The organism is Cupriavidus sp. OTU4054 (assembly GCF_038440175.1).
Taxonomy (GTDB): Bacteria; Pseudomonadota; Gammaproteobacteria; order Burkholderiales; family Burkholderiaceae; genus Cupriavidus; species Cupriavidus pauculus_D.
Map to the genome: position 1 here is coordinate 1 of NZ_JASATF010000046.1, position 22319 is coordinate 22319.

General features: G+C 67.2%; 21 protein-coding genes. 12 read left to right on the forward strand and 9 right to left on the reverse strand.

Annotated elements, in window-relative coordinates; translation table 11 throughout:
• Nucleotides 1-82: 82 nt before the first annotated feature.
• Entirely contained in the window at nucleotides 83-850 is a 768-nt protein-coding gene (eutC, locus tag AAHB16_RS31190) for an ethanolamine ammonia-lyase subunit EutC (protein WP_342052794.1), read from the forward strand.
• Here the strand turns inward: eutC and AAHB16_RS31195 are convergent.
• On the reverse strand, nucleotides 836-1753 hold the full coding sequence (locus tag AAHB16_RS31195; protein ID WP_342052795.1) for a LysR family transcriptional regulator: 918 nt from the start codon (nucleotides 1751-1753) through the stop codon (nucleotides 836-838). The two genes, eutC and AAHB16_RS31195, sit on opposite strands and share 15 nt — an antisense overlap.
• Before the next feature lie 86 nt (nucleotides 1754-1839).
• Complete coding sequence (locus AAHB16_RS31200; protein ID WP_150376052.1) at nucleotides 1840-3168, reverse strand: MFS family transporter; 1329 nt, start codon at nucleotides 3166-3168, stop codon at nucleotides 1840-1842.
• A gap of 304 nt (nucleotides 3169-3472) precedes the next feature.
• Between AAHB16_RS31200 and AAHB16_RS31205 the strand changes: the two genes are divergently transcribed.
• The 3 genes from AAHB16_RS31205 (at nucleotide 3473) to AAHB16_RS31215 (ending at nucleotide 5727) form a co-directional block, all read left to right on the forward strand.
• Nucleotides 3473-3826, forward strand: coding sequence for a hypothetical protein (locus tag AAHB16_RS31205; RefSeq protein ID WP_150376054.1), 354 nt, complete (start codon nucleotides 3473-3475; stop codon nucleotides 3824-3826).
• A 136-nt stretch (nucleotides 3827-3962) separates the two neighbouring features.
• Nucleotides 3963-5120: an acyl-CoA dehydrogenase family protein gene (locus tag AAHB16_RS31210; RefSeq protein WP_109584836.1), complete on the forward strand. Its 1158-nt coding sequence runs from the start codon at nucleotides 3963-3965 to the stop codon at nucleotides 5118-5120.
• Nucleotides 5121-5148: 28 nt separating this feature from the next.
• Entirely contained in the window at nucleotides 5149-5727 is a 579-nt protein-coding gene (locus AAHB16_RS31215) for a hypothetical protein (RefSeq protein ID WP_342052796.1), read from the forward strand.
• On the opposite strand, the gene AAHB16_RS31220 is transcribed toward AAHB16_RS31215, so the two are convergent.
• Entirely contained in the window at nucleotides 5679-6083 is a 405-nt protein-coding gene (locus tag AAHB16_RS31220) for a PHA-granule associated protein 4 (protein WP_150376058.1), read from the reverse strand. The two genes, AAHB16_RS31215 and AAHB16_RS31220, sit on opposite strands and share 49 nt — an antisense overlap.
• A gap of 189 nt (nucleotides 6084-6272) precedes the next feature.
• The gene (locus AAHB16_RS31225) at nucleotides 6273-9119 is read right to left on the reverse strand and encodes a M16 family metallopeptidase (RefSeq protein ID WP_342052797.1); all 2847 of its coding nucleotides are present in this window, start codon (nucleotides 9117-9119) and stop codon (nucleotides 6273-6275) included.
• A gap of 156 nt (nucleotides 9120-9275) precedes the next feature.
• Between AAHB16_RS31225 and AAHB16_RS31230 the strand changes: the two genes are divergently transcribed.
• From AAHB16_RS31230 to AAHB16_RS31240, 3 genes are all read left to right on the forward strand, one after another.
• Nucleotides 9276-10775, forward strand: coding sequence for a DNA-3-methyladenine glycosylase 2 family protein (locus tag AAHB16_RS31230; protein WP_342052798.1), 1500 nt, complete (start codon nucleotides 9276-9278; stop codon nucleotides 10773-10775).
• A gap of 11 nt (nucleotides 10776-10786) precedes the next feature.
• Entirely contained in the window at nucleotides 10787-11302 is a 516-nt protein-coding gene (locus AAHB16_RS31235; protein ID WP_342052807.1) for a methylated-DNA--[protein]-cysteine S-methyltransferase, read from the forward strand.
• A gap of 267 nt (nucleotides 11303-11569) precedes the next feature.
• A complete protein-coding gene (locus AAHB16_RS31240; RefSeq protein WP_411859884.1) occupies nucleotides 11570-12322 on the forward strand; it encodes a flagellar brake protein in 753 nt (250 codons plus the stop codon).
• 15 nt (nucleotides 12323-12337) lie between these two features.
• Here AAHB16_RS31240 and AAHB16_RS31245 read toward each other — a convergent pair whose 3' ends face one another.
• Together AAHB16_RS31245 and AAHB16_RS31250 are read right to left on the reverse strand one after the other, a co-directional pair.
• Nucleotides 12338-13186 carry an IclR family transcriptional regulator domain-containing protein gene (locus tag AAHB16_RS31245; protein WP_150376062.1) on the reverse strand — a complete coding sequence of 283 codons (849 nt, stop codon included), beginning with the start codon at nucleotides 13184-13186 and terminating at the stop codon, nucleotides 12338-12340.
• 230 nt (nucleotides 13187-13416) lie between these two features.
• Nucleotides 13417-15648 (reverse strand): patatin-like phospholipase family protein, encoded by a 2232-nt coding sequence (locus AAHB16_RS31250; protein WP_342052799.1) that lies wholly within the window; start codon nucleotides 15646-15648, stop codon nucleotides 13417-13419.
• 165 nt (nucleotides 15649-15813) lie between these two features.
• Between AAHB16_RS31250 and AAHB16_RS31255 the strand changes: the two genes are divergently transcribed.
• From AAHB16_RS31255 to AAHB16_RS31265, 3 genes are all read left to right on the forward strand, one after another.
• Nucleotides 15814-16002 (forward strand): oxidoreductase-like domain-containing protein, encoded by a 189-nt coding sequence (locus AAHB16_RS31255; protein WP_411859851.1) that lies wholly within the window; start codon nucleotides 15814-15816, stop codon nucleotides 16000-16002.
• Nucleotides 15957-16829, forward strand: a complete 873-nt coding sequence (locus tag AAHB16_RS31260; protein WP_411859852.1) for an NAD-dependent protein deacetylase — start codon at nucleotides 15957-15959, stop codon at nucleotides 16827-16829. The genes AAHB16_RS31255 and AAHB16_RS31260 overlap by 46 nt, the downstream gene beginning before the upstream one ends.
• A 529-nt stretch (nucleotides 16830-17358) precedes the next feature.
• On the forward strand, nucleotides 17359-18225 hold the full coding sequence (locus AAHB16_RS31265) for a DMT family transporter (RefSeq protein ID WP_191002439.1): 867 nt from the start codon (nucleotides 17359-17361) through the stop codon (nucleotides 18223-18225).
• Here AAHB16_RS31265 and AAHB16_RS31270 read toward each other — a convergent pair.
• From AAHB16_RS31270 to AAHB16_RS31280, 3 genes are all read right to left on the reverse strand, one after another.
• A complete protein-coding gene (locus AAHB16_RS31270) occupies nucleotides 18212-18769 on the reverse strand; it encodes a DUF1439 domain-containing protein (protein WP_150376070.1) in 558 nt (185 codons plus the stop codon). The two genes, AAHB16_RS31265 and AAHB16_RS31270, sit on opposite strands and share 14 nt — an antisense overlap.
• Before the next feature lie 50 nt (nucleotides 18770-18819).
• Nucleotides 18820-19029: a SlyX family protein gene (locus tag AAHB16_RS31275; RefSeq protein WP_150376072.1), complete on the reverse strand. Its 210-nt coding sequence runs from the start codon at nucleotides 19027-19029 to the stop codon at nucleotides 18820-18822.
• Nucleotides 19030-19094: 65 nt separating this feature from the next.
• Nucleotides 19095-19529, reverse strand: coding sequence for a VOC family protein (locus tag AAHB16_RS31280; protein WP_342052800.1), 435 nt, complete (start codon nucleotides 19527-19529; stop codon nucleotides 19095-19097).
• Nucleotides 19530-19779: 250 nt separating this feature from the next.
• Between AAHB16_RS31280 and argG the strand changes: the two genes are divergently transcribed.
• Nucleotides 19780-21105 carry an argininosuccinate synthase gene (gene argG, locus AAHB16_RS31285; protein WP_150376076.1) on the forward strand — a complete coding sequence of 442 codons (1326 nt, stop codon included), beginning with the start codon at nucleotides 19780-19782 and terminating at the stop codon, nucleotides 21103-21105.
• Between the two features lie 101 nt (nucleotides 21106-21206).
• Complete coding sequence (locus tag AAHB16_RS31290) at nucleotides 21207-22217, forward strand: aldo/keto reductase (RefSeq protein ID WP_342052801.1); 1011 nt, start codon at nucleotides 21207-21209, stop codon at nucleotides 22215-22217.
• Nucleotides 22218-22319 lie beyond the last annotated feature (102 nt).

Consider the following 22319-nt stretch of genomic DNA (forward strand, 5'->3'; position numbering starts at 1 on the left):
TCTTGTTGGGGGGGCGGGGGCGCGGCCCCCCCGGGGGGGCCCCCCCGCTGCTGGCCATGGCCCAGGGACTGTGAGCACGCCGATGAACGACAAGCCTCCCATCGTGCAGACGGATCCGTGGACGCGGCTGCGCGCCTTCACGCGCGCGCGCATCGCGCTGGGACGCGCGGGCCACGCGCAGACCACGGAGACGATTCTGGCCTTCGGCCTCGCTCATGCGCAGGCACGCGACGCCGTGCATACGCCGCTCGATGTCGACGCGCTCGATGCTGGCATGCGTGCGGCGGGCCACGACTGCGTGCGCGTGCACAGCGCGGCGACGGATCGCGCGCACTACCTGCGCCGCCCGGACCTCGGACGCGTGCTCGATGACGAGAGCGCCGCGCGGCTCGATGCGCGGGGCAACGCGGGCAAGCCGGACGTGGTGTTCGTCGTCGCCGACGGCCTGTCGGCGCTGGCCGCGCAGCGCCACGCGCTGCCGCTGCTCGAGGCGACGTGCGCGCGCCTGCGCGGTCTGGCGATCGGCCCGGTGGTCGTCGCGCAGCAGTCGCGCGTGGCACTCGGCGACGATATCGGCGCGCGTCTCGGCGCGCGGCAGGTGGTGATGCTGATCGGCGAGCGCCCGGGACTCAGTTCGCCGGACAGCCTCGGCATCTACCTGACCTACGATCCACGGCCGGGCCGCACGGACGCGGAACGAAACTGCATCTCCAACGTGCGCCCCGAAGGGCTGCCGTACGCGCAGGCGGCGGACCGGCTCGTGTTCCTGCTGCGCGGGGCGCTCGCGCTCGGCCGGTCCGGTGTGGACCTCAAGGACGACAGCGGCGATGGCGGCTCAGTCCTTGCGTAGGCGCGGCCAGATTGCCTGCAACTCGGCCTTCAGAAACGTCAGCAGGTAGCGCGTCGCCATCGTCTGGTAGCGGTTCGGCATCGTAAGCAGGTACAGCTTGCTGCCGAACACGCTGATGCGGTAATCGGGCAGCAGCGGTACGAGCTGGCCCTTGCCGATCTCGTCGCCGATCGCGTACATCGGGAAAATGCCGATGCCGAGGCCACCGACCACGGCATCCTTGAGAAACGCGAAGTTCTCCGAACTCAGCGTCGGCGTCAGCACTACCTGCTCGCGCGTCGCCGCGCCCTCGCGAATGCCCGATGCCTTCAGTTTCTGGCCGATCGGTGCCGCGCAGCAGATGGCATGCGTGGCCAGGTCGGCCAGTTCCGCGGGCGCGGGGCGGTCGCGCAGGTAGGACGGCGCCGCGCACACGACCCAATCCACCGCGCCGATCTCGGTGGCGACCACCGCGTCCGGCGGGTTCGAGATGATGCGCAGCGCCACCTCCACGTCCTCGGCCACGAGGTTATGGATGCGGTTGTCGAAGACGACATCGAGCGTGATGTCGGGGTAGCGCTGCTTGAACTGTACGAGCAGCGGCGACAACAGGGCATGGCCGAGCCCTGTCGGCACCGACAGCCGCACATGCCCGTGCAGGCTCTTGCCCATGCTGCTGATGAGCGCGTTGGCCGCGGCGACTTCGCCGAGGATATTGCGGCCGTGCTCATAGAGACCGGCGCCGACAGGCGTGGGCTCCACGTGCCGCGTGGTCCGGCGCAACAACTGCACGCCGAGCTCGGATTCGAGCGCCTTCAGGTGATAGCTGACATTGGCGCGCGTCATCCGGAGCTTGCGCGCGGCGGCACTGAGGTTGCCGGCATCGACGATATCGACGAACAGACGCAGGGCGTTGAGATCCATGGCGACGGCAGGTGTGTAAACGCAAAAAGGGGCCCGAAGGCCCCTTAGTGTATGCGCAAGGCACGGATCTCGGCGCAAGGCCGGGATCAATGCTCGTGATGCAGGTACTTTGCCTGCCGCGGCAGGCGCAGCGCGACGAGGAAGGCAATCGCCATCATCACCGTGACGTACCAGTAGAACGCGCTCTCGTGCCCCATCGACTTGAGGCCGAGCGCGACGTACTCGGCGGAGCCGCCAAAGATCGCGTTGGCCACCGCATAGGCGAGGCCGACGCCGAGCGCGCGCACTTCGGGCGGGAACATCTCGGCCTTCACGATGCCGCTCACCGACGTGTAGAAGCTGACGATCGCCAGGGCCGCGCAGATCAGCACGAAGGCGATCTCGGGGCTCGACACCGACCCCAGCGCGGTCAGGATCGGCACCGTGAACAGCGTGCCCAGCGCGCCGAACAGCAGCATGTTGCTGCGGCGACCGATGCGGTCCGACAGCGCGCCGAAAACCGGCTGCATGCACATATACACGAACAGGCAGCCCGTCATCACGTAGCTGGCGGTCTTGATCGACATGCCGGCCGAGTTGACGAGGTACTTCTGCATGTAGGTCGTGAACGTGTAGAAGATCAGCGAACCACCGGCCGTGTAGCCGAGCACCGTGAAGAACGCGGCCTTGTGATGCCGGAACAGGCCCGCGATGGTGCCCGCTTCCTTCGAGCTGCGCGTGGCCGCGGTGGACGTTTCGTGCAGCGTGCGGCGCAGCAACAGCGCCACGACGGCCGTGATCGCGCCGATGACGAACGGAATACGCCAGCCCCATGCCTTGAGCTCGGCTTCGTCGAGCAGTTGCTGCAGGATCACGACCACGAGCACGGCGAGGAGCTGGCCGCCGATCAGCGTGACGTACTGGAACGACGAGAAGAAGCCCCGGCGGCCCTTCAGCGCCACTTCGCTCATATAGGTCGCGGTGGTGCCGTACTCCCCGCCCACGGACAGGCCCTGGACCAGCCGCGCGAGCAGCAGCAGCGCCGGCGCGAGGTTGCCGATCGTCGCGTACGTCGGCAGCGCCGCGATCAGCAGCGAGCCGCAACACATCATGATCACCGAGATCAGCATCGAGTTCTTGCGACCGCTGCGGTCGGCGATGCGGCCGAACAGCCAGCCGCCGATCGGACGCATCAGGAAGCCGGCCGCGAACACGCCGGCCGTATTCAGCAGCTGCGCGGTGGGGTCCGCTTTCGGAAAGAACGACGGCGCGAAATAGATCGCACAGAACGCGTAGATATAGAAATCGAACCACTCCACGAGGTTGCCTGACGACGCGGCAACGATGGCGAATACGCGCTTGCGTGTTTCCTCGGGCGTGGGTGGCGCGCCGATATCGGGCGGTGCGGAGTTTGTGGAAGAGGAGAGGTCGGTCATGTGTATGTTCTGGTCATGGCGGCAGTCGAGTGCCGTTGATTGTGCTGCCGAGGGTGCGCGGGCGCGGCGCTCGCGCCCGCACAGGCTACACGCGGCGCCTGCCCTTGCCCAGTATGCCCGGTCGGATATTTCTGCGTACCTGAGGACGGTGCGCGGCGGTGCCGGGGCTGGCCGCCGATTGTTCGGAAACATGAATAGAGTGTTCCGGGAACCGCGCTGCCGTTCGCGCCGATGCAGGACTTGCACTGTTCACATGGCTTTGCAATGATGCAGACCGAATCCGTCACTGTCCGATATCGCCACCATGCGCGCCGCCTCCCGATTCCTGTTCGGCTTGTCGTACGGCTTGTTGCTCTGCATGCCGGGCACGTCGTTCGCCGAACCCGATATCGCGCACTGCGAGCGTGTGGACGCGGCGCAGTTGCGCATCGCGTCGGAAGAGACCCTGCTGTTCCTCCGTTGCCGCGCGCGGCGGCTTGCCTACGAGGCGCCCGACCTCAAGGGCGTTTCGCAGCGGACACGCGACGATCTCGTGTTCGCGTGCATGGACCAGGCCGAAGCGGTCGAGCACCAGTTGCGCGTCGGGCGTGGTTACACGCGGGAGTCGCTCGCGCGCAAGAAATGCGACGACTGGCAGAACACGGGCAAGGGCGGCTGACGCCCTGGGCCCATGCCGCATTGCGACGATCCAATAAGACTGTCAAATAAAACTTTCATATCTGTCCAAGCGGGAGGGGATTGTCAAATCGGCGGTTGGGCGTAGGATGAACGGCCTGATCCAAAGGAGACACCCCATGGCCCTCGATGCCGAATCCTTCTCGCTGCTGCGCGCCTCGGTGCAGCGCTTTATCGAAGAACGCCTGAAGCCCGCCGAGGACACGCTCGAGGAACTCGACGACGTGCCGGCCGATATCGTGGCCGATATGAAGGAGATGGGGCTGTTCGGTATCTCCATCCCCGAGGAATACGGTGGCATCGGCCTGTCGATGTCGCAGGAATGCGAAGTGGTCTATGACCTCGGCCATACGGCGTTCGCGTTCCGCTCGGTGTTCGGCACCAACGTCGGCATCGGCTCGCAGGGCATCCTGATGGACGGCACCGAGGAACAGAAGCAGGCCTACCTGCCGCGCATTGCCAGCGGCGACCTGATCATCTCGTTCGCGCTGACCGAACCGGAGGCCGGTTCGGATGCCGCGTCGGTACAGACGCGCGCGGTGCTCGAGGGCGATCACTACGTCATCAACGGCACCAAGCGTTTCATCACCAATGCGCCGCGCGCGGGAGCGTTCACGCTGATGGCGCGTACCGGCGACGCCGGCGCGTCGGGCATCTCGTCGTTTATCGTTCCCGCCGATACCCCGGGCATCACGCTCGGCAAGCCGGACCGCAAGATGGGCCAGCGCGGCACGAAGACCTGCGACGTGGTGCTCGAGAACGTGCGCGTGCCGGCCGCCAACATCATCGGTGGCGTGCCCGGTGTCGGCTTCAAGACCGCGATGAAGGTGCTCGATCGGGGCCGTCTGCATATTTCGGCGCTCGCGTGCGGCATGGCCCATCGCCTGATTACCGACGCGGTGGCCTATGCGCGCGAACGCAAGCAGTTCGGCAAGCCCATCGGCGATTTCCAGCTGATCCAGGCGATGCTGGCGGACAGCCAGGCGGAGCTTTACGCGGGCATGTCGATGGTGCGCGACTGCGCGCAGCGCTACGACGCCAAGGCGCCGGGCAAGGCCGATCCGGAAGTCAGCATGCTGGCCTCCTGCACGAAGATGTTCTGCACGGAGATGGTGGGCCGCGTGGCCGACCGCGCGGTGCAGATCCATGGCGGCGCCGGCTATATCGCCGAGTACAAGGCGGAACGCTTCTATCGCGACGTGCGTCTGCTGCGCCTGTATGAAGGCACGACGCAGATCCAGCAATTGATCATCGCCAAACAACTGCTGCGCGACTGATCGCCGAAGGCGCGTGGAGGAGACAACCATGAACGAGGCCCGGCAAATCAGCGCGCCGTGTGTCCCGCAGCGCGTGGAGGACGGCGTCTGCCGTCTGCGCGCGGTGGTGGCGACATACCGTTCGGCATTGCAGGCATTCACGCTGGCCGTATCGCCCGCGGAACTGATGCGTCTGTGTGGGAAGGCAGAACCGGGGCAACCGGATTCGTGTCTGCATTCGCGCCTGGATCCGCAACGGGATCCGCAGCCGGATTCGCAGCTATTGCGCCTGCGAGATTCGGTGATGGCGTGCGGTCTCGCGCTGCCCAGCGCGATTGTGGTGGCGGTGGCGGGCGGGCGCATGCAATGCGAGTCCGATCACCTCTATACGCTCGATTTGCGCCCTGACGCAGGCGATGCGCTGATCGTGCTAGAAGGGCAGGACCGGCTCGAGCAGCTGGCCCGTGGCGAGCGGGGCGATTGCAAGACGCTCGTGACGGCGGTCTTGTGTCACACCGTCATCGACGGCGCGATGTCACCAACGATGGCGTCGCTGACCTCGATAACCTCATCCGCGGCTTACCAGACGTCGTCGACGTCCCGGAGCAAGTGGCCCGCGAGGATGTAGTCGCCCAGGCGCGTCGCCTTGGCTTCGAGTTCCACCAGTTCGTGATCGGCCAGTGTGCCGAGATCGAACTGGCAATATAAATTCCGCTGCCGGAACGTGGTCTTCGGCGTGGCCAGACCTTCGAGCAGCGCCTCGCGCGATCGCACCGCGATGCTTTCCTGCCCGCGGTACTGCACCTTGATGCCGCGTTTCTCGCCCAGCCGGCCCAGTTCGACAGCATCCTGCCAGCCCGTCTCGTAATCGAGTTCGACCGCCCGCACTGCCGCGCCGACCTTCTTTGCGATATCTCCGGACACATTCCCCGAGGCCAGGAATCGCAACGCCTCTGCCTTGCTGCCAGCCCGCATGATTGACATCCACCCCTCTTGATTCAACGACACTGTACAAATATACAGTGATCGACGTGGACCTACAAGCACCACCAATGATGAGGTGCAGCCAGAATCCCACTTTTCAAGGCCAGACTAACGCGGGAACAGGTCACGGTTATGTGTCACAGCAGACGGCGCTTTCAAAAACGCACGTCTGCCTGATGACCCCTGATGTCAGGGTCTCGTCTCGGGCCGAGCGGGCTCCGGCACCGCCGACGCCGCCTGGACACCGCCCGGCGCTGGCGCAGCCGGTGCCGGCGTCGAGAAATCGCCCGCGTAGGCACGTGTGATCGTGCCCGGCGACAGATAGCGCCGGATGGCATCGTTCACGGCCTCCGGCGTGGCCGCCCGCACGCGCTCGTCGAGCTCGGCGGTGAAGGCCATCGTGCGACCGAGGTACAGCTGCGTCGCAAGCATGCCGGCGAGCGAGCCGTCGCGCGATCGACCGACGGTAGCCTGTTGCAGCAGGCCGCTCTGCGCTTCCGCGAGTTCGCTGGCGGTAATGCCGTCGCGCACGAAGCGCGCGAGTTCGTCGTCGAGCGCGCGGCGCAGGCGTTCGAGGTTCTGCGGCGCGTACACCGCGTACATGCCGAAGCGGCCCGCGCGATCGAGCGACCCCACCTGCAGGTAGCTCGACGCGCCATAGCTGATGCCGTCCTGCTGCCGCAGCCTGTCGGCCATGCGACTGCGCATGCCGGTGCCGCCAAACACGCGGCTCGCGATCATCAGCAACGGATAGTCGGGCGAGTCCGTCAGCAGGTCGAGCGGTTGCGTAGCCATGTACACCGCGTTGGCCTTGCCGGGCGTCTCCAGCGTGAAGCTCGCGCCCGGAATCGCGATGAATGGACGGTCCACGCGCGCGAACGGCACCGACGCGTGCCAGTCCCCAAACAGAAAGACCGCCTGCCGCACGGCTTCGTCGGGATCGAAGTCGCCCACGAGCGCCAGTTGCGCATGGTCCGCCCCGTAGAAGCGGGCATGGAAGTCCCGCGCATCGGCGGGTGTCACCGCGCGCAGTTCCGCGAGGCTTTCGTCGAACGTCGGCGTATAGCGCGGATCGCTGGCGGGGTAGGGATTGCCGTGGCGGCCGATCGCATTGGGCGCCAGCGCGTTCGGCTGGCTGCGCTGGCTCTCGATGCCGGCAATTGAACTTGCGCGCAGCGTCTCGAACTCGCTGGCCGGGAAGGTCGGCATGCGCAGCACGGTGCGCAGCAACGCCAGCAGGTCGGGCAGGTACTGGCGGCGCGTCTCGAACGAGACGGTCACGCTTTCCGCGCCGCCGGAGACCGACACATTGGCCTTGAGCGCCTCGAGCCGGTCCGCGATCTGCTGCCGGTCGAACGCGCCGGCACCGCGCCGCAGCATGCCCGCGGTCAGCGTGCCCACCGCGCGCTTGCCCTGCAGCGCTTCCGCATTGCCGAAGCGCAGCACCAGCGTGCCGTTGACGCCTTCACCGCGCGTCGGCTTCGGCAGCAACGCCAGTTGCAGGCCGTTGGGCAGCGTCTGCCGCGTCGTATGCGCATCGATATTCGCGGGGCTCGGATCGAACGTGGCCACGGCCGCCGCGGCGGGTTTGCCCCGATAGTCGCGCGTCATCGCGGCCACGTCGGGCGTGGCGGGCATCGCGGCCAGTTGCGGCTTGTCGCCGGGCAGGAACTGGCCCACCGTGCGATTGGACGGCCGCAGATAGTTTTCCGCGACGCGCTGGACGTCCTCCAGCGTGGCCGTTTCCACGCGATCGCGGGCGATGAAGAACAGCCGCCAGTCGCCCTTGGCGATCGCTTCGGACAGCGCCACGCCGTAGCGCGCCGGGTCGTTGAGGATATGTTCGTAGGCATTGCGCATGCGTACGCGGGCACGCTCGAGCTCCTCGGCCGTGACCGGCCTTGCCGCCACGCCTTCCACCTCGGCGAGCAGCGCCGCGCGCAGCGGCTCGATCGGGCGATCCTTGCTCGTGCCGGCGGCGAACATCATCACGCCGGGGTCGTACCGCGCCTCCAGCGACGAGCTCTGCCACGCCGCCTTGCGCGTCTGCACCAGCGATTGCTCGAGCCTTCCGCCCGGAGTGTCCGCGAGGACCACCGAAAGCAGCCCCAGCGCCGTGCTGTCGGGGTGCGCGCCCGGCGCGACGTGATATTGCACCGCGACAATGCTGCTGTCGCCGGGGCGCGTCAGCGTGAGTTCGCGCGCGCCTTCCTGCGGCGGCTCCACCGTGTGCTCGGGCGGCAGCACGCGCGCCGGTCGCGGAATCGTGCCGAATGCCTGCTCGATCCGCGCGAGCGTACGCGCCGGGTCGAACTGTCCCGTCACCACGAGTACCGCGTTGTCCGGCTGGTAGTAGCGGCGATAGAACGCGCGCAGGTTCTCGATGCCCACATGCTCCACGTCGCTGCGCGCGCCGATCGGCGCCTTGCCATAGTTGTGCCAGCGATAGGCTGCCGCGCTCATCTGCTGCATCAGCATGCGCATCGGATTGTTCTCGCCGATCTCCATCTCGTTGCGCACGACCGTCATCTCGCTGTCGAGGTCCGCGCGCGCGATCACGCTGTTGACCATCCGGTCCGCTTCCATGCGCAGCGCCCAGTCGAGGTTGTCCTCGCTGTAGGCGAACGTCTCGAAGTAGTTGGTGCGATCCTGCGCGGTCGTGCCGTTGGAGGTCATGCCCCGCCGCGCGAACTCGGTCGGGATCGTGCGGCCCGGCAGGGATGGCGTGCCCTTGAAGAGCAGATGCTCGAGCAGGTGAGCCATGCCGGTCTCGCCGTAGTTCTCGTGCCGGCTGCCGACGAGGTAGGTCACGTTGACGGTGGTCGTGGGCTGCGCGGCGTCGGGCGCCAGCAGAATGCGCAGGCCATTGGCGAGCCGGTACTCGGTGATGCCTTCCACCTCCGTGACGCGCGTGGCCGCGACGACCGGCGCGGCGCTCACGGGCGCCACGGTCGCGGCGACCCGGGGCTGCGCGAACGCAAGCGTGGAGGCGGCCGTCAGCGCGGCGGCCAGCATCAGGGTGAAACGAGGCAGCATGAAGTCTCCCGCAGCGGGCAGAATGTGAGCCCGATTCTAGCCGCCGGCGGGGCTGGCGGGGGCGACAACAAGGCGCGGGGCCGTACATTTCGCCGAATGGAGGAGAATGTCCGATTCCAGCGCATTTCATCGCACTCCGCGCGCTACGATCGCCGCATGAAACTTGATCCCGATACCTGTTACCGCGCCGTTGCGTCGCATGACCGGCGCTTCGACGGGCGTTTCTTCGTCGGCGTGTCGTCCACCGGCGTCTATTGCCGGCCGGTCTGCGCCGTCCGCACGCCCCGGCGCGAGAACTGCTCGTTCTACGAGACCGCGGCGGCGGCCGAGAAACATGGCTTTCGCCCGTGCCTGCGCTGCCGGCCGGAGCTCGCGCCCGGCCACGGGCTGGCCGATATCTCGGGCCGCCTCGCGCAGGCCGCCGCCACGCTGATCGACGACGGCTTCATGGCCGACGGCGGCGTGGCCCAGCTGGCCGCGCGCATCGGCGTGACCGAGCGCCATCTGCGGCGCCTGTTCGATGCCGAGTTCGGCGTCTCGGTGCTCGAATACGCGCAGACCCAGCGGTTGCTGCTGGCCAAGCGGCTCCTCACCGATACCGCCATGCCCGTGACCGAAGTCGCCCATGCGGCCGGATTCGGCAGCGTGCGCCGCTTCAACGATGTCCTGAAGACGCGCTACGGCCTCACCCCGCTTGCCATGCGCAAGCGCGCGGCCGACGGCATGGCGGATCGCCTCGTATTCGAGCTCGGCTATCGGCCCCCCTATGCATGGCACGTGCTCATGGGCTTCCTGGGCACGCGCGCGGTCGAGGGTATCGAGCAACTGCATGCCGATGCCTACCAGCGCACCATGGCGATCGAGAGCGGCGGGCGCCTGCACCTCGGCTGGGTGCGCATCGAGCACGTGCCGCGCCGGCTGGTGCTGCGCGTCACGCTGTCCGCCTCGCTGGCGCACGCGATTCCACAGGCGCTGGGCAAGGTCCGGCGGCTGTGCGACCTCGGCTGCCGCCCCGATGTGGTGGACCGCCATCTCGGAGAACTTGCCGACGCCCAGCGTGGCGGGGTGCCCGGTATCCGCCTGCCCGGCACGTTCGACGGGCTGGAGATCGCGGTGCGCGCGATCGTGGGCCAGCTGATCTCCGTCGTGCATGCGCGGCGGATTCTCGCGCGGCTCGTGGCCATCGCCGGCACGCCGTTGTCCGCGGAGGCCGCGCTGCCGACCCTGACCCACGTGTTCCCCACGGCGGCCGCGCTGGCCGCGTTGTCCGACGACGCCTATCGGGAAGCCGGGGTGCCGACCGGAAAGATGCGCGCCATCCGCGCGCTGGCCGGGCAGATCGACGCCCGGGCGCTGCGCCTGGACCCGCAGGCCCCGCCCGGGGAAACCGTCGCCGCGCTGCGCGCGCTGCCGGGCATCGGCGACTGGACGGCGCAGTACATCGCCATGCGGGCGCTGGGCTGGCCCGATGCCTTTCCTGCCACCGATTACGCGCTGCGCAAGGCGCTGGGTGTGGAGACCACGCGCGAGGTCAACGCGCGCACCGCCCAGTGGGCACCATGGCGCGCCTATGCCGCCGTTCATCTGTGGTTTCGGTACGAGCAGCGCAAGCTGCAGCCGGTAACCGACAACGACACCGCCGGGGAACCAGCATGACGACCGCTTCCATGACCGCCTACCGCATCGTCGAGAGCCCGCTCGGCGATATCCTGCTGCGCGCCGCCGACGGCGCGCTCACCGGGCTGTTCTTCGCGGGGCAGAAGTATTTCCCGCCTGATATCGACGCCGCCGCGGTCCGGGCCGGTGGCGCGCCGGCAGCCGACGCCCGCGTCCTTGCCCAGACCGCCGAGGAGCTGGACGGATACTTTGCCGGCGCGCTGCACGCCTTCTCGGTCCCCGTGCGGTTCGCCGGCAGCGCGTTCCAACGCCAGGTCTGGCAGGCGTTGCGCGATATCGCGTTCGGGGGCACGGTCTCGTACGGGGAGCTGGCCGCGTCGCTCGGCCTGCCCGCGTCGCACGCGCGCGCCGTGGGCGGCGCGGTCGGCCGCAATCCGCTGTCCGTCGTCGTGCCGTGCCATCGCGTGCTGGGCGTCAGCGGCGCGCTGACCGGCTATGCCGGCGGCGTGGACCGCAAGCGGGCGCTGCTCGGGCTGGAGGGCGTGCCCGGGATTCCGGGCGTTTGAGGGCGGGGCGTACACTGCGCTTGTCACCCGGCGTTGTGCGCGAGTCGCTACCCCACGTTAGTCTGTGCCTCAAGTTATGCAACATTTTGCCGAAGGCCAAGGCAAGCGCTTGCGCCGCGCCGTCCGCCACGCGTACCATGCCGCGTTGGTCGCCACCCTGCTCTTTCGCGGCGCAATTCCCACACAGACGTAGCGTATTTCCCGTAGCGTAATGCCATGAGCCTCCGAGATTCCCGCGGGTCCGACCCGGCACAACCCCTTTCCCAGATGTCGCAGGGGGAAGACGAAGACCAAGAACAAGAGACGTCGCGCTCGGACGAACGCTACCGCCTGACCCATGTCTCGCAGATCGGCACGGTGCTGCGCGATCTGGCGTGGCAGAAATGCCTGCTCAGCGTGCGTTCGCGCAGCGGCTCGGAGATCGTGACGTCGATTCTTCACGTCGATCCGGCCCAGCGCACCTTTATCTTCGACTGGTGCCGCGCCGATGGCGAGCGCCAGGCACTGATGGCGTCGGACCAGAATGCGTTTTCGGGCCTGCTGCGCGGCGTGCCCGTGAACTTCCTCGTCGGCACACCCGGCGCGACCCGCTTCGAGGGCGGCCCGGCCTTTATCGCCGACTTCCCGGAAAAGCTCTACCACTTCCAGCGCCGCCGCCATTTCCGCGCGCGTACGCTGCTGACCAAGGGGTATCGCTGCGAGATCCGCATCGAGGACGGCGCGGAGACGCGCGTGCTGCAGATGGATATCGCCGATCTCTCGCTGTCCGGCGTGGGCCTGCGGTCGCGCGCGGTGGGCGCCGAGCAGCTGCCCGTGGGTACCACGGCCAAGCGCTGCCTGCTCGACTTCGGCGAACTCGGCCGGCTGGAACTGGACATGCAGGTCGTCGGCCACTGGATGGTGGGTTACGACGACAACACCGTCCACCACTACGGCTGCGCGTTCCTGAATCCGGACGGCCGCATGGAAAACTTCCTCCAGCGCCTGGTATTCGCGCTCGAACTGGCCGCCCGCGGCTGACCCGGGGCGCGGCCGTCAGCTGGCGATCAGCTTGCCGATAGCCGCCGCCGCTTCGCGCATCGGCGTCAGCAGGCGCGCGATCATTTCCGCTTCCGATACACGCGTCGCCTTGACGCTCACACTGACGGCAGCCACCACGGTGCCGGACAGCGCGCGCACCGGCACCGCGATCGCGCGCAGGCCCGGTTCCAGTTCCTCGTCGATCAGCACGTAGTCCACCTCGCGCGCGCGCGTGAAGGCGGCCTCGAGCTCGGTCCGGGACACCTTGGTCTGCAGCGTGCGCGGCCGCAGTTCCGCGTGCTCGAAGAACGCCTCGAGCACGGCCTCCGGCTGATAGGCCAGCAGCAGCCGGCCAATCGACGTGCAGTAGGCCGGCAGGCGGCTCCCCATCCCCAGCGAATGCGTGAGCACGCGCTGCACCTCGGACCGCACCAGATAGAGGATGTCGGTGCCATCGAGGATCGCCAGCGCCGACGTTTCGTGGATGCGCGTGCTCAGCGTGTCCAGAATCGGCTGGGCGGCGGAGACCAGGGACGTCGAGGAGAAGTAGGCATGGCCAAGGTGGAGCACCCGCGGGCGCAGCGCGAAATGGCCGTCCTGCTGACTCACGTAGCCGAGTTGCTCGAGCGTATAGAGACACCGGCGCACCGAGGCGCGGGATAGCTGGGTCCGCTGGGCGACCTGCGAGATCGTCAGCGGCCGCTTGCGTTCGGAGAACGCCTCCAGCACCGTCAGGCCGCGCGCAAGCGACAGCATGAAGTTCGGATCGCCGGCAAAGCCGGTTAGCAGGTCCGAAGGGGGACGGGCGGCGCGCACGGTGTCGGCATGCGCGGTCTGGAGGCGAATCGGATTGGGGGCGTCCATGGGAAATGCGTGGCCTGGAGCGTTCGATAATCGCGCATCTTAACGTCTCGCGAAACGCCTTCGCCCCTTCGGAGCAAAAAAAATGTCGCCGCTGGTGCGCATGGATGACCATGCAGGCGGCGACCTTGGGAAGGACGTCGTTCAAGACGGGGGTCTCGGCGACAGGTCCAAGTATAGAGAGCCTCACAGAGACATTACATACAACTTCGGTGGGGGTCGTCTGTTCGACACTACGGCTTGCCCAGGAACAGGTAGTAGGCATACTGCCCGCCACTTGCGCGCCCATAGCCGAGATAAAGCGGCCCAACCGGGCTGTCGAGCCCCAGAAACATCGCCGCCGATTTCAGCAACCCGGTCGGACTGCCCGGTACGAGCGGCGAGCCGACCCGCCCGGCCTCGAGCGAGACGCCCGCGTAGACGCCTTCGAGCAACGTCTGCCGGAACAGCTTGTTGTAGTAGACGAGCCGCCCGAACTGGATATTGCCCCCCAGCAGCTGCCCCGTGCTGAACCCAGACTGCTGAAGAAAACCGCCCCACTGGAACAGGTCGTAGCGCGGCAGCGGCGGTCCGACGTTGCCGCCGAACCGGAACCCGAGATTGAACGTATGCGGACCGAACGATTCGACGTACGTGCCCGTCAGCTCGGCCTTGGTATAGGTCGCGGTGGCGCCCAGGCCCGCCTGCGATCCATAGATGTTGAGCGTGGCCCCGTAGCCGTCGCGCGGAAAGTTGATGCTGTCGAGCTGGTCCACGAGCACCCGTCCCGTGACCGCGCGCCGGTCGATGCCACCCGACCCGGGATCGAGCGTGGCCGGCCCCGTGCTCAGCGATGCATTCTCGTGGCCGATCAGCACGCCCAGCCGTGCCTCGCCGTATTTCGTGAACTGGCTGCCCACGTCGAGCGCGGCGTCGATGCGGCGCACATCGTAGGCGGCAATCCGCGTGTCGCCGCTGAAGATATTGATCGTGCGCCGCTGGAGCTCGATGCGCGGCGCAACGAAGAACAGCTGCCGGGTGTCGAGCGGCTGGTAGAACTCGCTGGTAAGGCTCGATGTCTGCCCCAGCTGCACGTCCGTGCGCCACTCGGCGCCGAGCTGGTTCAGCCATGTGCGCCGGTAGCTGGCCAGCACGTTGAAGTACGCGTCGCCGCGAAAGTCGGAGCTCAGGCCCAGCCCGAAGCGCAGATAGTTGGGCCCGTACGATTTCTCGATCGCATCGACCGAGAGAATGCGCTTGCCGGGTTCCTCGAGAAACCGGTAGTTGATGTGCTCGAAGTCGCCCGTCCCGAACAGCCGCCGCACATCGCGATCGAGCGCGTCCTGGCTGATCGGCGCCTGCGGCTTCGTCTCCATTGTCGCGTACACGAAGTCCGGGCTCACGCGCTCCAGCGGCGCCAGGCGGATCTCGTCGACGGGACGCAGGTCCGGCGGTGGCAATGCCTGCTGCGACGCGCGCAGCTGCGCGTACGCATCGGGCGGGAGCGAGAGCGCGGCCAGCCGGTCGGCCACTTTCTGCGCGGCCGCTTCGCCGATCGGAATGGTCTTGGTCAGATGATCGAAGTCCCCCGCCGAGAAGCCGCCGAGCTCGGGCGCGATCAGGATGTCCGTGGGCCGCAGCGACGCCAGCGACGCGCGCACGTTCTGCTCCGTCAGGATATTCAGCATCTGGCTCGTGACGCCCAGCAGCGACGTCAGGCTCTCGCGCTTCATCAGCGGCGTGCCAAGGTTGACCGCGATGACGATGTCGGCGCCCATGGCGCGCGCCACATCCACGGGAAGGTTGTCGGTCAGGCCGCCATCGACGAGCAGCTTGCCCTGGTACTCGGTCGGCGCCACGGCGCCCGGCACCGACATGCTCGCGCGCATGACGTTGGCGAGTTCGCCCTCGCGGAACACCACCGCGCTCCCCGTGACGAGATCGGTGGCCACCGCGCGGTAGGGAATCGGCAACTGGTCGAAATCGCGATAGCCGGGCACGTTGGAGAGCTTGCGCAGCACCGTTTCCAGCTGCACGCCCGACACCGCGCCCTTGGGCAGCAGCAGGCCATCGGCGCGCACGCCGATCTCGGGCGTAAACAGGTTGGTCTGGTCGTCGAGCTTGCGGCGCACCGCGAGGTCCTGGCGCGGCGGCCGCTCCTTGAACAGCGCCTCGGTGGAGATGCTGGCCACGAGCGTTTCCATGGCGGGTACGCTCATCCCCGCCGCATAGGCGCCGCCCACGAGCGAACCCATGCTCGTCCCCGCGATGCAGTCCACCGGCACACGCATGGCCTCGAGCACCCTGAGCACGCCGATATGCGCCGCACCTCTGGCGCCACCGCCGGACAGGACGAGGCACACGCGCGGGCGGTCAAGCGCGCGCCGCGCTTCCTGCGGGGTGCCGTCCGCGGCAGCGGCGCCCGTCGCGGCGACCCAGGGTAGCCACAATGTCGCCAGCAGTGTCCAGACGGTGGATGCGCGCATAAAGGGCTCGCCCGGTAACGGAAAAGTCCCGGACAAGGCTAGCAGCGCGGCGCGCGGTTGGACGCGGCGGAGCGGCCCCGTCGAAACAATTCAGCATGGACGCCGGAAGCGTGCATATCGGCGCAGGAATATACTGACGCGGTGTCTGCAAACGAAGATTTTTCCGTGTCACAGAATTCCGAAGAAGATCCGCGCCCGATGCCGCCCGAGCGTCCGGGCGACAACGAGTGCTGCGGGAGCGGCTGCGACCCGTGCGTATTCGATTTCTACGCCGACGAGATGGACCGCTACCGGCAGGAACTGAAGGCGTGGGAGGCCCGCCAGGCCACCCGCGAGCACAAGGCCGGCGCGTGAGCGATCTGCTCGACTTCGTGCTGCGGCATCCGCGGCTGTTCGTGCTGACCGGCGCGGGCATCAGCACGGACTCCGGCATTCCCGGTTACCGCGACGAACGGGGCCAGTGGCAGCGCTCGCCCCCCACGACGCTGCAGGCGTTTGTCGGCTCCCATGCGGCGCGCCAGCGGTACTGGGCCCGCAGCATGCTCGGCTGGCCCATCGCGGCCAATGCCACGCCCAACGTCAGCCATCACGTGGTGGCCGCTCTCGGCGCGCGGGAGCGGGTATCGGCGCTCGTGACCCAGAACGTGGACGGCCTGCACCAGCGTGCGGGCAGTCCCGACGTCGTGGAGTTGCACGGCAGCCTGCGCGGCGTGGTGTGCCTGTCCTGTGGCACGTGGTACGAGCGCGCGGGCGTGCAGCAATGGCTATGGGACCAGAACGCCGCCCTCCGCGACGTCATCGCGAGTCCGCTGGCCGATGGCGACGTCGAACTCGAAACCCCGCTGTTCGCCGAATTTCGCGTGCCCACCTGCGAGCGTTGCGAAGGCATGCTGAAGCCGGACGTCGTGTTCTTCGGCGAGTCGGTGCCGCTCGACCGCGTCGATCGCGCGCGGGACGGGCTCGATCGCGCCGATGCGATGCTCGTCATCGGGTCATCGCTGACCGTGCGCTCGGGCTATCGGTTCGCGCTGTGGGCGCACGAGGCCGGCAAGCCCATCGCGGCGCTGAACCTCGGCGTCACGCGCGCGGATCCGTTGCTGTCGCTCAAGGTGGAAGCGCCGATCGGTCTCGCGCTCGCGACGCTCGCCGCGCAGTTGCATATCGACATCCCCGCGCGTTGACGGGCGGCGGCGGCGGGCGTAGTATCGGCGCGTCGTACTTCAACCAATGATTGCGTCACCAGTTATCGCGTCCCCAGTCATCGGGTCCCCACATGTCGCCGTCCCTCGCCTCCGCTCGCGTCGTTGTCCGTCCGGTCTCCGGTCGGGCGCAGCCGTGGGCGCGCACGCGTGACGCACGTCGTGGTGTCGTTCGTCCTGTCGTGGGCGTAGTGGCCGTGGTGGCTGGCGTAAGCCCGTCGCTGTCGCCGCCTCTCTCGCCGCCCCTCTCGCCCCCGCTGTCCCCGCCGCTTTCGCCGCCGACAGCACCGCCGCGCGGCTGACCGCCGCCGCAGCCTACTCCTCCGGCTTTCCGCATCGAATGCCTGACGCGTGCGAGTGATCGCACCGCGTGCCGGAGGCTATTCGGTTCTCGACAGGACACAATATGACTTTCGACAGAAATGTCGCCGCGGGCTCGAGCACGAGCACTTCGGCGACCGATGTACACGCGACCCACTTACACGACGCGGCCGATTCTCGTTCGGCCACGATGGCCGCCTTCGCCTCGCATGGCGCCACCGCGCTATTCGTACTGCTCTGGAGTGCGGGCGCGATCTTCAGCCGCCTTGGCCTCGCGCATGCTTCCCCTTTCGCGTTTCTCACGTTCCGCTTCGCGCTGGCCTTGAGCGTGCTGGTCGTCATCGGCCTCGTGCGCCGGCGCCTGCTGCCCGCGCGCGGCACGCGTGTGCGCGTGGCCACGACGGGGTTGCTGCTGATCGGCGGCTACACCATCACGTACCTGCTCGCGCTCGAGCACGGCATTACGCCGGGCGTGCTGGCCACGCTGCTCGGCGTGCAGCCGATTCTCACGCTGCTCTGGGTGGAGCGACGCGTATCGCCGAGCCGGCTGGCCGGTCTGGCGCTCGCGCTAGGTGGGCTGGTCTTGATCGTCGCGCACAGCATCGCGCTCGCGCGCTTCTCGTGGATCGGGCTGCTGTGCGCCGGCGCCGCGCTGCTGTGCATGACGTCCGGCGCGATCCTGCAGAAGCGCATCGCGCAGGCGCCCGCCGACGTGCTGCCGCTGCAGTACGCGGTCGGCTTTGCCGCATGCCTGGTATGCGTGCCGTTTCAGCCGTTCACGTTCGAGGTCACCACGGGTTTTCTCGTGCCGCTCGTCTATATGGGCCTCGTGATCTCGGTGATTGCCACGCTGCTGTTCTACCGCCTGATCGCGGCCGGCAATCTCGTCAATGTGACGAGCCTGTTCTATCTGGTGCCGCCGGGCACGGCGCTGCTCGATTACCTCTGGCTCGGTAACCGGCTGTCGCTGGCGTCGCTGGCTGGCATGGCCGGCGTGCTCGCGGGGCTCATGCTCGTGTTCCGCACGGGCGCGGCCGGCCGTACTACTTCTGCTTGACCTGCACGCGAATGCCGTCGGGCGCCACGGTGATGGCGCCCGGTTCGATCTCGGTGCCGTTCACCTTGAGCTCGTCGGGTTTGAACGTGTAGAGCGGATAGTCCTTGAGCAGTTGCTGCGCGACCACCGCACCGATCGCCTTCAACTGCTCGTTGTACTGCGGCATGCCCTGGACCTGCACCTGCTCGACGGTCGGATTGTCGAGCAGTACCGCGCGCTGCGTGGCGTCATAGCGGATGCCGCTGTTGACCGCGAGCGAGCCGTTGACGGGCGGCGAGGGCAATATCGTATTGGTGAGCGCGGCATCGACGAGCGTGGTCACGCGATTGGTCTCGCCGTCGAGCGTCAGGCGCGGATGGGACAGCTTGACGCTGACCAGTTCGCCATAGCGCAGCGAGGCCGGAAAGCGCTTGTCGACCGCGGTCTGCAGTTCGGCCTTGGAGAACGTGTATTCGCCGGTCCAGATGTTGTATCCGGCTTGTGCCGCGCCACAGAGCGTTGCGACGCCTGCGGCCAGCAGCGATGCGCGAAGCATGCGAAGCATAGGTGCCCTCGGTGTTACCGTCTCAGGGATGCGGTCTCGATGATGCAGTCTCAATAATGCGGCGGAATCTCGTGCTGCGGGTTGGACTCCGCGGCCGTGCCGGCGCCCGCGTTGGCGCGCATCTGGTGATACAGCGCGCGAAACTGCTCCTGCAGCAGATCCAGCTGCTGCTGCTGGCGCGCCACGGTCAGGTTCAGGGTCTCGATCAGGTCTTCCTGAAAGGCGACCTTGATTTCGAGGTCGATCAGGCGGGATTCCATGGCATCTCTCCGGTTGGCCGCGCATTGTAAGCCACGGCCAGCGCGGAGCGATCGCACGTGTCGCCTCAGGGCATCTTCGGCACGACGAGGATCATCCACGTGACGCCGAACCGGTCGGTCACCATCGCGAACAATTCGCTGAAGAACGTCCTGGCCGGCGCCATCACGACCTGACCGCCCGCGGATAGCGCCTGGAACGCCTTTTCGCAGCTCTCCTTGTCATAGACCGAATACGACAGGGAAATTCCCTTGAATTCGGCCTTGCCCGCATTATTGCCGTCGGACGCCATGATCAGCGAGTCGCCGACCCAGAACGCGGCATGCATGACCTTGTCCTCGCTGCCGGGCTTCTGCACGCAGCCGCCCTCGCCGGACGGCGGTTCCGGGTTGTCGCGGAACCGCATCATCATTTCCACGCGCGCGCCAAGCGCGTCCTTGTAGAACTCGATCGCCTCCTCGGTGCGACCCTCGAAGAACAGGTAGGGCTGGATCTGCGCCATCGTCATCTCCTTGTCGGTGCGGCATGCCATAATTGTGTACGCCGTCCACAAGAGCCTAGCAAAGAAAATCGGGAACGTCCACATCGTCACGGCGGCAGATGTTTGGCGTGGGCGCGCGGGCATGTCACAATTCACGGTTTGCAAGACGTCGAGCGACGCCCGCGCCCCGTGTGAACCCGGCGGCGCATCAGCGCGGCGCTCCACGACGGCGCCGCCTTGATGGCGCTCCTTTTTTATCTGGATTCTGGCGATGACTACCATCCTGCAGCACATTCCCTCCGGCCAGCGCGTCGGTATCGCTTTCTCGGGCGGCCTCGACACCAGCGCGGCCCTCCTCTGGATGCGCCAGAAGGGCGCGATTCCCTACGCCTACACCGCCAACCTCGGCCAGCCCGACGAGCCGGACTACGACGACATTCCCCGCCGCGCCAAGGCATACGGCGCCGAGGAAGCGCGCCTCGTGGACTGCCGCTCGCAACTGGTGGCCGAGGGCATCGCCGCGCTGCAATGCGGCGCGTTCCATATCTCGACGGCCGGCATCACGTATTTCAACACCACCCCCATCGGCCGCGCGGTCACCGGCACGATGCTCGTGGCGGCGATGAAGGACGACGGCGTCAACATCTGGGGTGACGGCAGCACGTTCAAGGGCAACGACATCGAGCGTTTCTACCGCTACGGCCTGCTGACCAACCCGGGCCTGCAGATCTACAAGCCGTGGCTCGACCAGCAGTTCATCGACGAACTGGGCGGCCGCGCCGAGATGTCCGAGTTCATGCGCCAGAACGGCCATGACTACAAGATGTCGGCGGAAAAGGCGTACTCGACCGATTCGAACATGCTGGGTGCCACGCACGAGGCGAAGGACCTCGAGCATCTGGACTCCGGCATCCGCATCGTGCAGCCGATCATGGGCGTGCAGTTCTGGCGCGACGATGTGGAAGTGAAGCGCGAGGAAGTGACGGTGCGCTTCGAGCAAGGCCAGCCCGTGGCCCTGAACGGCAAGACGTTCGCCAACAGCGTCGATCTGTTCATGGAAGCCAACCGCATCGGCGGCCGCCATGGCCTGGGCATGAGCGACCAGATCGAGAACCGGATCATCGAGGCCAAGAGCCGCGGCATCTACGAAGCCCCGGGCCTCGCGCTGCTGTTCATCGCCTACGAGCGCCTGATCACGGGCATCCACAACGAAGACACCATCGAGCAGTACCGCGACAACGGCCGCCGTCTGGGCCGCCTGCTGTATCAGGGCCGCTGGTTCGACCCGCAGGCCATCATGCTGCGCGAAACCGCCCAGCGCTGGGTGGCGGGTGCCGTGACCGGCGAAGTGACCATCGAACTGCGCCGCGGCAACGATTACTCGATCCTGAACACCACGTCGCCGAATCTGACCTACAAGCCGGAACGCCTGACGATGGAGAAGGGCGAGTCGATGTTCACGCCGCTGGACCGTATCGGTCAGCTGACGATGCGCACGCTCGACATCGTGGACACGCGCGAAAAGCTGCAGACCTACGCCAAGACGGGCCTGCTGTCCTCGAGCGTGAGCCCGGCACTGCCGAAGCTGGAAGACTGACGCTTCCCGCCGCCCCGAAAGACGCCGCCGCGACATCCGTCGCCGCGGCGTTTTTCTTTTGGCACAATGACGCGTTGCCTACCAACGCGAGACTCCACGCCATGCCAGACTTCACGATGCAGTATCGCCGCCTCGGCGCCAGCAATCTCAAGGTATCCACGCTGTGCCTGGGCACCATGATGTTCGGGGACCAGACCGACGAGGCCGAAGCGGGCCGGATCGTCGCGAGCGCGCGCGATCATGGCGTCAATTTCATCGATACCGCCGACGTCTACACCAAGGGTGCCTCCGAAGAAATGGTCGGGCGTCTGCTCGCCGGTAACCGGACCGACTGGATTCTCGCGACGAAGCTCGGTAACCAGATGGGCAGCGCGCCGAACCAGTCGCACTACTCGCGTACGTGGATCATGAACGAGATCGACGCGAGCCTGTGCCGGCTCGCGACCGACTATGTCGATATCCTGTACCTGCATCGCGATTTCATCGGCGAGAACCTCGAGGAGCCGGTGCGCGCGATGGGCGACCTGATCCGCGCGGGCAAGATCCGCTACTGGGCCGTGTCGAACTTCCGTGGCTGGCGCATCGCCGAGATCGCGGGCCTGTGCGACAAGCTTGGCGTGCCCCGGCCGGTTGCGTGTCAGCCGTATTACAACCTGCTGAACCGCATGCCCGAAGTGGAAATCCTGCCGGCGTGCAACCACTTCGGATTGGGCGTGGTGCCGTACAGCCCGATCGCGCGCGGGGTGCTGACGGGCAAGTACCTGCCGGGCCAGCAGCCAGACGCCAACTCGCGCGCGGGCCGCGCCGACAAGCGCATGATGGAAACCGAGTTCCGCGAGGAATCGCTGGTGATCGCGCAAACGCTGAAGGCTCACGCGGAAGCGCGCGGGCTGAACGCGGGACAGTTCGCCACCGCGTGGGTGCTCGCGAACGCGTTCGTGAGCTCGGTCATCGCCGGCCCGCGCACGCTCGCGCAGTTCGAGGACTATTTTGGTGCAGTGGGTGCGGCGATCTCGGCGGAGGAAGAGGCGATGGTCGATGCGCTCGTGCCGCGGGGCCACGCCTCGACACACGGCTACAACGATCCCAGCTATCCGTTCGTCGGCCGATAGGTTCGTCAGCCGATAAGCGGCGCAACACGTCGTCACGCGCACCCTTGTGTAGTTCGGCGGCCGATAAGCGGCGCAATACGTCGTCACGCGCACCCTTGTGTA